This window comes from Staphylococcus caeli (assembly GCF_051413795.1).
GTDB lineage: Bacteria > Bacillota > Bacilli > Staphylococcales > Staphylococcaceae > Staphylococcus > Staphylococcus caeli_A.
In genome coordinates this window covers 116,004-128,202 of sequence record NZ_JBOIRQ010000001.1, presented here as the reverse complement: position 1 = coordinate 128,202, position 12,199 = coordinate 116,004, and the positions used below count along the sequence as shown (strand labels likewise).

Here is a 12,199-nt window from a genome sequence, read left to right as displayed (position 1 = left end):
CTCGAAGGATTATTGTTCTTCGTTTAGTGCTTTGATTATTTCATAAGCGCCTTGCGCATTCAATACTTTAGTCACTTCTTCTCCTAGTTGAACTGGATCAACACCTCTTACCGTATGTTGATAACGTTCTTTACCATCCGGAGACATGATTAAGCCCGTAAATTCAATTGTACCATCGCTATCTTTCGTTGCATAGCCACCGATTGGAAACTGACAACTGCCATTCATGCGTGCTAAAAAAGTTCTTTCGGCAGTTACGCAGTCAGCTACACCTTGATTATGCACCTTTTGTAACAAGGTTAATAAAGCTTTGTCATCTGCACGACATTCAATGCCTAAAGCGCCTTGACCTATAGCTGGTATCAATGTTTCTTTATCTAAATAAGTTGTAACAATATTGTCAGACCATCCCATGCGTTTCAAGCCTGCTGCTGCAAGAATAATTGCATCATAGTCTTCAGTTTCAAGTTTACTTAAACGTGTATCTATATTGCCGCGAATCCATTTAATTTGTAAATTAGGATATTTTGCAAGTATTTGTGCACCTCGACGTAACGAACTTGTCCCAACTATACTATTATCTGGCAGCTTTGATAATGGAGTGTGATTTTTGGCAATATATGCATCGAACGGATTTTCTCTGTCTGGAATGCAACCTAAAGTTAAACCTTCAGGAATCACACTTGGCACATCTTTTAAAGAATGGATTGCCATATCAATATTATGTTCAAATAATTCATTTTGAATTTCTTTAACAAATAATCCTTTTCCACCAACTTTAGATAATTGTTTATCTACTATGCGGTCGCCTTTTGTCACAATTTCCTTAATTTCTATTTCTAGTTCTGCATCAACAGATTTTAGCTTATCTATAAACTGCTGACTTTGTGTTAACGCTAATTTACTTCTTCTGGAACCAACAACTAACTTACGCTTCATGCGCAACCTCCTAGCAATACAACGATTTATGGTTTCAATATAAATTCACTTCAAATCCCTGTCCATTGATGAAAATCAGAAATATGTGAAGCAAATAATAAATTTATCATACTTAAACTAAACAAAATAACATTAAAATATATCAATGTATGTTTAGAAAGCGTATGGCTCACTCTCAAAATTATATAAATACCATACAAAACTGTAATAATTAAAGACATTATCACCTTGGGATCAACTATGATGCGTGTACCAATTGTATTGAATCCCCATTGTGCACCTAAGATAATGCTAAGCATGATAAATATAAACCCAATTAAACTACTATAAAATACGATCTGCTCAAGTGTTGCTACACTACCTATTCTAAAATACTTTTGATCAAATCGCTTTTGCTTTAAATTTTTATACTGTATTAAATACAATATGCAATTTACAAACGCAAAAGCAAATAACGCATAACTTATAATTGCAAATGTAACATGTACAATGAGCAATTCATTTATGACATTAAGTTTATCTCCTGCTTGCTGATAGTGCATCGGTTGAAATGTACTAATTGCAATAAAAACAAAACCAAGTAAATTAAATAGAAAAACAGAAAAATTCAACTGTTTAATAACATTAATCACAATGGATATTGAAATGATTAACCATGCTAATGCAAAAAACACATCAAAGACATTACCTAGTGGCACCTGTTTCGTTACATTAACATAAAAAGATAAAGAGATTGTTTGCAACACCCAAACAATCCCTAATGTAACAAAACCAATACTTCTAGCCTTATAATACTTTTTAATAAAATCAAAAAAATAACAAGCAATACTAAACAAATATATTAATAATATCAGTTCATTTAATCTTATAAACAGAAGTTCTTGCATATCATCACCATTTGCATATGCTTATTCAAAACTCAGTATTTGACCTACCTTTGAATGTTTCAAGCGCTTTTTAGGTTCATATGCGTTTTCAGCTTCAATGTCAAAAATGTTTTGAAAAAGCTCTAATTTTTCGTTACTTCGTCTATCACTACTCAATTCCTTAGCCTGTTTTATAGGATCTTTCAACATTTGGTTAATGATACTTTTCGTATGTTTAGAAATGACTTTACGTTCTCTCTCAGTTAACTCAGGTAACTTTCTGTCGATACTGTCCATAGTATCTTCTTGTATTGCCATTGCTTTTTCTCTAAGTGCGCGAATGACAGGTACAACACCTAACATATTGACCCATTCATTGTGTGCTTCAATTTCTGCAGGTATATTTTGTAAAATTTGTTCTGCAGCCAGTTGACGTTCTCTTAAATTAGCATCAACTAATCCTTTTAGATCATCAACATCATAACTAAACACATCTTGAATAGCATCTATATTAGGTTCAATATCTCTTGGAACAGCTATATCAATCATTACTAATGAATCATTTTTACGTTCAGAAGCCTGTGTTCGTAACATGTCATTTGTAATAATATAATGTTCTGAGCTTGTTGAACTTATTACTATATCCACTTCTGCTAATAGTCTTGGTAGTGATTCCATAGATTCGAATTTCACTTGATGTTTCATTGCTAAATTTTGAGCTTTACTCAAAGTTCTATTAACAATTGTTATATCAGTGACACCAGAACCAATTAAATTTAAGAGTGACAATTCACTCATATCCCCTGCACCTATAATTAAAGCCTGCTTATTTGATATTTTGCCAAATATTTTTTTACTCAGTTCAACCGCTGCATAAGAAACACTGACAGCATTATCTGCAATGTCTGTTTCATTATGTGCTTTCTTCGCAAAAGTAATTGCTTGTTTGAACAAGTGATTAAAGATAGCACCTGTAGTTTCAACTTCTTGTGCAATAAAGAACGCATTACGTATCTGCCCAAGAATTTGAGTTTCTCCTAGAACTACAGAATCAAGACCTGAAGTGACTTGCAGTAAATGTTGTACTGCTTCGTCCCCCACGTTAACTTCAGTCATTTCTTTAATTTCTTCTACATCTAATTCAAATGATCTCGCTAAAAATCTTTGTATATAATAGCGACCCGTGTGAATTTGATCTACAACCGCATATACTTCTGTACGATTACATGTTGATAAAATAACATTTTCTAAAATAGATTTAGTTTCGTATAAACCAACATTGGCTGAACGTATAGCATCATCTTTAAAAGCAACTTTTTCTCTAAGTGCCACATCTGCAGTACGATGATTTATGCTAACCGCAATTAAATGCATTTATAACGCCCTCCATACATATTACAATAAGTAAATTATAACACAATTTTGACATACATTAAGTAACTCAACTGAGTAAATTAGAAATATTACAATCTACATTCATAAACTTGTCAAAATTATGGCTTAAACCTATATAACTTACCTACGTGTTACATTTATCAACGATTCTTTTACAAATATTTTTCTATTACGTTCCAAATTTGTTGTTGTTTATCATTTTTAACTGATGAATAGCTAATAATTTCATCCTCAGGTTCCATCTCAAGCTTTTGTTGTATATTGGCAAGATGTTTTTGAACCTTGCCTTTAGCAATTTTGTCTTCTTTTGTTGCAACTACAAATGTTGGGATGTCAAAATACTTCAAGTAATTATACATGAGAATATCGTCTTCTGTTGGATTATGTCTCAAATCAACGAGTTGTATAACAAGCTTTAACGTTTCTCGTTGTGATATATATTTTTCAATCATTTTTCCAAATGCTTCACGTTGTTTCTTACTCACTTTTGCATAGCCATATCCTGGTACGTCCACAAATACTAATTGATTATCTATATTATAAAAGTTAAGCGTTTGTGTCTTTCCTGGTTGTTGAGAAGTACGCGCCATATTTTTTCTACCTATCATACTATTAATAAATGTCGATTTACCCACATTAGATCTGCCACTTAAGCCAACCTCACTTAGTCCTGTTTCTGGATATTGTTCAGGTTTCACAGCACTAATTAATAATTCGATTTCGTTTGGATTAATTTTCATTATCGAACCTCTTTTCATTTAAACTCAATGTTCATTATATTACACAATTACTTCTATGAATATGTATTATATTTTATTTCTTAAAAATAAAAGGAGCGGACAAGAGATCGAAAGTATTATGATCCCAAGTCTCGCTCCTATTACTTTGACTACCCTTAATCAACTTTAAAATCGGATAAATCAAAGATCTTTCATTACAAACCTCATACGGAATTAATATTATCCTTAAGCTGAAGTTTGTGTTTTGTTAATTAAATTGCCTTCTTTATCATAAAGTTCAGGCTCTTTTTCTTCTACAATTGTATCCTCAGTAATAACTACTTTAACTACACCATCAGTAGAAGGCACATCATACATGATATCGATTAATGCTTCTTCAATAATTGAACGCAAACCACGTGCACCAGTTTTACGCTCAATAGCTTTGTTACTAATCGCTGATAATGCTTCATCTGTAAATTCTAACTCAACATCATCAAGGTCCAACATTTTAGTGTACTGTTTCACTAATGCATTTTTCGGTTGTGTTAAAATATTTTTCAATGCATCGACATCTAATGTTTCTAAGTTAGCAACAATTGGTACACGACCAATGAATTCTGGGATTAAACCATATGATTGTAAATCTTCTGGTCTAATTTGTTCAAGAATTGCATCTTCATCATATTTAGATGCTTCACTGCTTGAAAAACCAATTACTTTTTCACCGAGTCTGCGTTTAATAACTTCATCAATACCATCAAACGCACCACCAAGAATAAATAAAATGTTTGTTGTATCAATTTGTATTAATTCTTGGTTAGGATGTTTACGTCCACCTTGAGGAGGTACACTAGCTGTCGTACCTTCTAAGATTTTAAGCAATGCTTGTTGTACACCTTCACCAGATACATCACGTGTAATAGATGTGTTTTCTGATTTTCTGGCAATTTTATCGATTTCATCGACATAAATAATACCTTTTTCAGCTTTATCTATGTCAAAATCTGCTGCTTGAATTAAGCGTAATAAGATATTTTCTACATCATCACCAACATAGCCAGCTTCAGTTAAACTTGTAGCATCTGCAATTGCAAATGGTACGTTTAATGTCTTAGCTAATGTTTGTGCTAATAATGTTTTACCACTACCAGTTGGACCAATTAAAGCAACATTACTTTTTTGTAATTCTACTTCTTCTTCATTTGGTCCTAATTGTTGAACACGCTTATAATGATTGTAAACTGCGACAGCTAATGATTTCTTAGCCTTTTCTTGTCCAATTACATAATCATTTAATTTATTCATAATTTCTTTAGGTGTTGGTAATTCAGTTAAACCTTCAGGTTCTGATTGAGCTAACTCTTCTTCAACTATTTCTGAACATAACTCAATACACTCATTACAAATATATACGCCACTTCCTGCTACAAGTTTTTTAACTTGATCTTGATCTTTACCACAGAAAGAGCATTTTAAATTTTCTTCATCTTCATTGAATTTGAACATTCTATTTACACCCCTATTCCCTAAAGACTATACTAGATAGTATTTTAATATGCAACTTGTAGCTTTCACAAGTTATTTGCACAAAATAGTGTAGCAGACACATTATTTGAATGCATCTGCTACTAGTTTACTATATTAAACGACTAACATATAATTCACAAAATAATTTGCTTTAGTTATATTTAGTTACGCCTCTGAGTCATCTTTAGTTGGTTCTACTAATTTAGCTTCTTTTACTAATAAATCGATAACTTTTTGAATACGTACATCATTTTTTACGATGTCAGTACTGCCAAGTGTCTTTTTAATATCTTCAACTGAGATATTGAATTGTTCACTCATTTTTTCTAATTCTTTATCGATATCAGCTTCTGATACTTCCATATCTTCCGCATCAGCGATTGCAGTTAATGTTAAGTTAGTTTTAACACGTTCTTGCGCATCGTCTTTCATTTGTTCTCTTAATTGTGACTCATCTTGGCCTGAAATTTGGAAATACGTTTCTAAATTAAGACCTTGTTGTTGCATGCGTTGTCCAAATTCTTGAACCATGCGGTCTAATTCGCTGTTAATCATTGCTTCTGGGATATCAATTGTAGCATTATCTGTAGCTTTACTAATTGCTTCCTCTTTTTGATTATTTTCAGCATCTGTTTCTTTTTGTTCTGTTAAACGTTTACGTAAGTTTTCTTTATATTCATCAACAGTATTAGCTTCTGAATCTAATTCATTAGCAATTTCATCTGTTAATTCAGGTACATCTTTAGATTTAACTTCGTTTACTTTAACTTTGAATGTAGCTTCTTTTCCAGCTAATTCTTCAGCGTGGTATTCTTCTGGGAAAGTAACTTTTACGTCTTTCTCTTCACCAGTCTTAACACCTACTAATTGCTCTTCGAAACCTGGAATAAATGATCCAGAACCAACTTCAAGGTCATAACCTTCTGCTTGGCCACCTTCAAATTGTTCACCATCTACGTAACCATCGAAGTCAATATTTACTGTGTCGCCATTTTCAATAGCGCCGTCTTCTTTAACAACCATTTCAGCTAAATGACCTAATTGGTGATCAATAGACTCTTGTAATTCTTCATCAGTTAGTTCAGCATTTTGTTTTTCAACTTCTAAACCTTTGTAGTCACCTAATTGAACTTCTGGTTCAACAACAACATTTGCTTCAAATGTCATCTCTTTACCTTTTTCAATTGAAGTTACATTGATTTCTGGTTGATCTACTGGTTTGATACCAGTTTCATCAATTGCTTCACCATAAGCTTCTGGTAACAAGATATCTACTGCATCTTGATATAAAGCTTCTACACCAAAGCGTTGTTCAAAAATTTGGCGAGGAACTTTCCCTTTACGGAAGCCTGGCACATTAATTTGTTTAACTACTTTTTTAAATGCTTGATCAATTGCTTTGTCTACTTTTTCTGCTGGAACTGTAACGGATAATACGCCTTCGTTACCTTCCTTTTTTTCCCAAGTTGCTGTCATGTATAAAAACCTCCATGATTATCCTATTTTATTTTTTCAACTCCACTATTATAGCATAGGTCCTAGCACTACACAAATACTGTGTTTATAATCCCACGAATAATTATAAAGTTGAAAATTATTAATTTTGACATGCCTTTGTATTACCCGAAAATTTAACAAATAATTATTGTTTAGTATCTATTTCGGCAATAAATTTAACCACATCATTTGTTTCATCTAATGTTTCTAAGCCTAGCATTGATTTAAAATAATTTGTATAGGCTTCTATCCATACATCTTTACTTGCAATATTTTCAATATTCAAAGGATATATGAGTATCGCATGGTTATTCATTAAATGAATAGCTTCTTCAACCATTTGCGCTGCACAATCTTCTATTTGATCAATAACTTTAGGTATAATATCCGTCTTAAATAAGGTATGTTCTAATCCATCAAGCGCATTCGGTGTGACATCAAAACGATAACCATATTTTTGAACGCGAATAGTGCGATTGTATCCTGCAAAGCGTAAATATTCAAGCATGATACTCACTACATTATTAGCAAGTGTAATGCTTCCCAATAAATGTGCAACTGTTTCTTGATATCGGAATTGACTATAATCGATTAAGGTCAATATAGTATTTACTTGTTCCCTAAGAGATATCTCATCAAATTTTTGCAACATACGCGTTGCTGCCTCATTATGTTTATCTATTTGGCTTAGTGCATGTTCCTTAATTGGAAACAATTCCATTCGTGTCTTATGGTCATTTACTTCATCTATAATTTGATTAATGACCTCAACAACTTCAAAATATTGGCCTAACCCATTAAGACTTTTCACGTAGTAAATCATTAAATCATCATATTTTGTAGTACCTTGCTTAAGTAAAATAATAGCTTCTTCACGTAATTCTAAAAAATGTTCCATTTTATATAGCATGGCACACTTTAATAAAGACATCTGTTCATCTAACTCAAACTGAGCTTCAAATGTTTCAAATTTGTCGTACATGGTTTCAAAATCATGATTATTAAAAGCCTGCTTAATTTCTTTTATTAATTTTTCTTTTGACCGTGGAAAAGGAATGATATCTGACATCTTAAAACACCCCTATTGTATCGATTGTAATATTAAAGCACTCCATGTTTCAAATGCATCATAATTATCAATCTTGCTTTGGTCAACCCATTTAATACGTAGTGTATCAGTTTCTTTAGCTTCAACATCTTTTGAATTTACATTAATCTTGAATACAACGCCTAAGTGTACTTCGCCGACTTCATTTGTATCATCATTAATGAAACCGATATATGCTAAATTTTGAGATTTACTTTCGGGTAACCCGACTTCTTCTTCTAATTCTCTTTGTGCATTGACTCTAAGCACTTCATTAATTGACTCTGCACCTTTTACGTCATTCATATGACCACCTACACCAATAGATGATTGACCATGCAATCGTGATTCTCCACCACCTGATAAGCGCTCATATACGAGTATTTCATCATGTTCGTTTTCTAAAATACAGTAGGAAATCAATTGTTTATACGTTGGATCTTCCTCCATATCTCCACGTCGTTTTACCTCGTATTTAGAAAGTGTTTCAAAAATGTCTTGCCCTTTAGTTGTATTTTTATCCAAGAAACCGTTAAATTGATTTTTTTCATCATTAAATAGCGTAGTTCTTGGTACTACTGTTATCATTTCATCAAATTTAGACATTCGTTTCTCCTTCATATCTGACTTCTTAGTTATTTTATCAAAACTTATGTATATCTCACAATGATTATTAATTCGTAAAATATAGTTTCAATAATAACTACAATTGATATCATTATTTGATAAGGAATTGCTACAGAAATAAAAGTATCTAAATAGAGATTTCATAGACCACCCTTGCAAGGATGACTAATTGAATATAAATCTGAGACTGCAATTTTTCAGTCTCTAAATAAGTAAATCAATTTTCATCATTTATCTGTACATCTATAAACTCATCAAATAAAACATTAGGGAGTGGGACAGAAAGCTAATTTTCTAATAAAGATTTCGTAGTCCCACCCCGGCAAAGATGACTAGAGTTGAAAGGTATACCTGAGCTGTAGCTCATGTATAAGTCTCACTAACTTAATGAATTAAGCAGTGAGACTTTACATTTTCAATTCAGTCATCTACTGCCTAATTGAAAAAGAGTCCAGGACGTTTATTTATGTCCCGGACTCTATAATCATACTATTATTTTAAAGCGTCTTTAGCTTTTGTAACTAACTCGCCGAAAGCTTTTTCGTCTGAAATTGCAATTTCAGAAAGCATTTTACGGTTAATATCGATTTCAGCCTTTTTCAAGCCGTTCATTAATCTTGAGTAGCTCATGTCATGTTGACGAGCTGCTGCGTTGATACGTGTAATCCATAATTTACGGAAATCACGTTTTCTTTGACGACGGTCACGGAATGCGTATTGACCTGATTTCATAACTTGTTGTTTTGCTACTTTATATAATGTACGTTTTGAACCAAAGTAACCTTTAGCTAATTTAATCGTCTTTTTACGACGCGCTCTTGTTACTGTTCCACCTTTAACTCGTGGCATAATAAATTCCTCCTCTGAATATGTTCTTCTTTAATAGGTCTTGCCGTTTATATAACGTTAATTATTTTTTGTAAGCTAATAATTGTTTTACACGTTTCATATCTGATTTGCTTACTAATGATGCTTTACGTAATTTACGTTTTTGTTTAGTATTTTTGTTTGCAAATAAGTGAGATGTGAAAGCTCTAGAACGTTTTAATTTACCTGAACCAGTTCTTTTAACACGTTTAGCTGCTCCACGGTGTGTTTTCATTTTAGGCATGATTCATTTCCTCCTGTAATATCTATATTATTTTTCGTTAATTGGACTTAACATGATGAACATTTGACGTCCATCCATTTTAGGTCTTTGCTCAACTGTAGCGATATCTTTACATTCTTCTGCAAATTTCTCTAATACACGTTGACCAATTTCTTTATGCGTAATCGCACGACCTCTGAAACGAATAGAAACTTTACATTTATCGCCTTTTTCTAAGAATTTGCGTCCGTTCTTCAATTTTGTTTGGAAGTCGTGTTCCTCAATTGTTGGACTAAGACGAATTTCTTTAAGGTTAATTGTTTTTTGTTTCTTCTTCATTTCTTTTTCTTTTTTCTGTTGTTCGAATTTGTATTTACCATAATCCATAATTCTCGCAACAGGTGGTTTAGCATTTGGAGCCATGATGACTACATCTAAACCTACACGTTCAGCCATTTCTAGAGCTTCATTTTTAGTTTTTACACCAATTTGTTCTCCGTCTTGGCCAATTAAACGTAGTTCTTTTGCACGAATCTTTTCGTTAACTTGAGTTTGATCTTTTGCTATGATTGACACCTCCAAGAATTTTACGAAATTATCCAAGAAAAAGAGCGAGTATATAATATACCCGCTCTTCTTTACACACAACAACTGTCATGTGTATATAAGACCTGCCAACTGCCTATAGCGTCGCAACAGGTGAGAAGCGGGAGCTTCTACTTGGTTCGTTTCGTATTCAACATTACCTATCTTAACAACTATATTTATACAAGTCAACAGTTATTTTTATTTAATTTGTTCCATGTCAACATCTTGTCGCAAATCCACATTTTCTAATGGTACCATTTTTGTTTTATAACGTACTTTATGATAAATGAAGAATGCTAAAAATACTGGGATACCCATATACGTAATCACAAAGCGATTCAAGTTAAAGTCACCTGTTTTGATGAAATCAACGTCTTGACCAATAATTACGAGGACACATAGTACGCCCGCAAAGATAGGACCAAACGGGAACAACTTCGCTTTATATTTCAGTTTTGATTTATCATAATTTTGCTTATCAAACGCTTTTCTAAATCGATAGTGACTGACTGCTATACCAACCCATGCGATAAATCCTGTCATACCACTTGCTGCAACGATATATTCATATGCATCACCACTTAAGTGTTGTAGAACAAATATACCTATTACAATTATAGCCGTCACTAGTAGCGAAACATAAGGTACACCACTTTTATTTGTTTTACCAAAAACTGGATAAGCCAACTTGTCCTTACTCATTGAGTATAACATTCTCGTTGATGCGTACATTCCTGAATTTCCTGCCGACAATACCGAAGTTAAAATGACTGCATTCATAAAGGATGCTGCAAATGCTAGACCCGCATTTTGGAATACTAATGTAAATGGTGACGTTGAAATGTCATCGCCTCCACCCATAAGTGCAGAACTATCATAAGGAATGAGCATACCGATAACAAATATAGCTAGAATATAGAAAATTAAAATTCTCCAAAATACTTGTTTGATCGCTTTAGGCACTGCGCGTTCTGGGTTTTCTGATTCTCCTGCTGTAATTCCAATTAATTCTGTACCTTGGAAAGAGAAACCAGCAACTAAGAATACACCTAAAATAGTTAATAAACTACCACCAAGACCATCGCCTAATATTGGTCCACCGTCTTTAGTGAAAGTATCAAAACCAACAAACTCTCCACCCATAATACCTAGAATGGTTAATAAGCCGACTCCAATAAAAATTATTACAGTAACTACTTTTATAAGCGCAAACCAATACTCACTTTCACCATAAACGCGTACTGATAACGCATTAAGTCCGAAAATAATAATTAAAAATAAACAACTCCAACACCAAGCTGGAATACCTGATAATGGTGTCCAATACTGTATGACCTGCGCAGCAATGGTAACATCAGCTGCAACTGTAATTACCCAGTTAAACCAGTAGTTCCAACCTAACGCAAAACCTAGTGAAGGATCTACAAAGCGCGTTGCGTAAGTACTAAATGAACCGGATACCGGTAAGTAAGTTGCCATTTCTCCTAATGAAGTCATTAGGAAGAACACCATTGCACCAATAATTGCATATGCTAAAAGTGCACCAAGTGCACCAGCATCGTGAATTGCACCACCCGAAGTCATAAATAAACCTGTTCCTATACATCCACCAATAGCAATCATGGATATATGGCGATCTTTTAATCCTCTTTTAACTCCATTATCTTGCATTTCTTGTTTTGCCATAGAAGCTTCCTTTCTTTAAACTTAGAGGCTAACTTTCTATATGATTAGATATACATATATCGATTGATAACACATTACTATAAAATAAACTGTTCTAACCTATGTTTTACAGTATTATATTATGCAAACTTAATCCATGTATTTATAATAATCATTCAACCAAAACAAAATGGTT

Annotated in this window: 12 protein-coding genes and 1 other annotated feature; all 12 genes read right to left on the bottom strand. The window is 33.0% G+C overall.

What is annotated here, in order from left to right; genetic code table 11:
* Positions 1-9: 9 nt before the first annotated feature.
* A complete protein-coding gene (gene hemC / locus ACSULM_RS00565; RefSeq protein WP_436859818.1) occupies positions 10-939 on the bottom strand; it encodes a hydroxymethylbilane synthase in 930 nt (309 codons plus the stop codon).
* A gap of 50 nt (positions 940-989) precedes the next feature.
* Entirely contained in the window at positions 990-1,826 is an 837-nt protein-coding gene (gene ccsA / locus ACSULM_RS00560) for a cytochrome c biogenesis protein CcsA (RefSeq protein ID WP_436859817.1), read from the bottom strand.
* A 21-nt stretch (positions 1,827-1,847) separates the two neighbouring features.
* A complete protein-coding gene (gene hemA, locus ACSULM_RS00555) occupies positions 1,848-3,179 on the bottom strand; it encodes a glutamyl-tRNA reductase (protein WP_436859816.1) in 1,332 nt (443 codons plus the stop codon).
* 173 nt (positions 3,180-3,352) lie between these two features.
* On the bottom strand, positions 3,353-3,940 hold the full coding sequence (gene yihA / locus ACSULM_RS00550) for a ribosome biogenesis GTP-binding protein YihA/YsxC (protein ID WP_436854075.1): 588 nt from the start codon (positions 3,938-3,940) through the stop codon (positions 3,353-3,355).
* Between the two features lie 225 nt (positions 3,941-4,165).
* Positions 4,166-5,428, bottom strand: coding sequence for an ATP-dependent Clp protease ATP-binding subunit ClpX (gene clpX, locus ACSULM_RS00545; protein WP_436859815.1), 1,263 nt, complete (start codon positions 5,426-5,428; stop codon positions 4,166-4,168).
* Positions 5,429-5,614: 186 nt separating this feature from the next.
* Positions 5,615-6,925 (bottom strand): trigger factor, encoded by a 1,311-nt coding sequence (gene tig / locus ACSULM_RS00540; RefSeq protein WP_436854077.1) that lies wholly within the window; start codon positions 6,923-6,925, stop codon positions 5,615-5,617.
* A 166-nt stretch (positions 6,926-7,091) separates the two neighbouring features.
* Positions 7,092-8,015, bottom strand: coding sequence for a hypothetical protein (locus tag ACSULM_RS00535; protein WP_436859814.1), 924 nt, complete (start codon positions 8,013-8,015; stop codon positions 7,092-7,094).
* A 12-nt stretch (positions 8,016-8,027) separates the two neighbouring features.
* On the bottom strand, positions 8,028-8,639 hold the full coding sequence (locus ACSULM_RS00530; protein ID WP_436854079.1) for an NUDIX domain-containing protein: 612 nt from the start codon (positions 8,637-8,639) through the stop codon (positions 8,028-8,030).
* A gap of 513 nt (positions 8,640-9,152) precedes the next feature.
* Positions 9,153-9,509: a 50S ribosomal protein L20 gene (gene rplT, locus ACSULM_RS00525; RefSeq protein WP_069995134.1), complete on the bottom strand. Its 357-nt coding sequence runs from the start codon at positions 9,507-9,509 to the stop codon at positions 9,153-9,155.
* Between the two features lie 61 nt (positions 9,510-9,570).
* Positions 9,571-9,771: a 50S ribosomal protein L35 gene (gene rpmI, locus ACSULM_RS00520; RefSeq protein ID WP_069995133.1), complete on the bottom strand. Its 201-nt coding sequence runs from the start codon at positions 9,769-9,771 to the stop codon at positions 9,571-9,573.
* Positions 9,772-9,798: 27 nt separating this feature from the next.
* Positions 9,799-10,326: a translation initiation factor IF-3 gene (gene infC, locus ACSULM_RS00515; RefSeq protein WP_081333072.1), complete on the bottom strand. Its 528-nt coding sequence runs from the start codon at positions 10,324-10,326 to the stop codon at positions 9,799-9,801.
* A gap of 21 nt (positions 10,327-10,347) precedes the next feature.
* Positions 10,348-10,478, bottom strand: a sequence feature (ribosomal protein L20 leader region).
* Between the two features lie 58 nt (positions 10,479-10,536).
* Positions 10,537-12,024, bottom strand: coding sequence for an amino acid permease (locus tag ACSULM_RS00510; protein ID WP_436859813.1), 1,488 nt, complete (start codon positions 12,022-12,024; stop codon positions 10,537-10,539).
* Positions 12,025-12,199: the final 175 nt, after the last annotated feature.